General features: G+C 43.3%; 1 protein-coding gene. It reads right to left on the reverse strand.

Translation table 11 applies throughout. The features are described from left to right. Nucleotides 1-198: 198 nt before the first annotated feature. Nucleotides 199-534: Dyp-type peroxidase (locus R7Z47_RS26615; protein ID WP_318130993.1), on the reverse strand; the 336-nt coding region annotated here is incomplete at its 5' end.

Consider the following 534-nt stretch of genomic DNA (forward strand, 5'->3'; position numbering starts at 1 on the left):
GACGTTGTGCGACAAGTGCTGCAACATTGGTATTAACGGTGATAGCCAAGAGACACAGACTCCAAATAAATTAAGGCTTTGGGTACTTATCGACCAAGCAACAGAAAGATTTAGCGTTTTTTGAAAAGAGATTGGAATGAGAGAATAGAAAACAAAAAACCCTCCGAGTGGAGGGCTTTGGAAGCTTTTAACTATTAATTACTTAATGGCCAGTTCTGCTAGCATTTCTTGTGAAGGAGCGAAGAAGTAAGCGCCTGTTACTGCTTTAGTGAAGCGAAGCAGTTGGTCTGTTTTACCGTCGGTTACACCGTACATGCTCTCTAGCATCACTTTGATATTGTGAAGGGTATTGCAGTAAGAGATGAACAACAGACCGTGCGCGCCAGTCACTGTGCCGTATGGCAAGCTATGACGAACAATCTTCAAACCTTTGCCTTCTTCTTTAATATCAACTCGACCAACGTGAGATGCTGCCGGTACGTCTTCTAGCTCGACTGAATCTGGTTTTGTACGACCAATAACTTTCTCTTGAGC

The organism is Vibrio sp. 1641 (genome assembly GCF_033339995.1).
In the GTDB taxonomy this organism is placed as follows: domain Bacteria; phylum Pseudomonadota; class Gammaproteobacteria; order Enterobacterales; family Vibrionaceae; genus Vibrio; species Vibrio alginolyticus.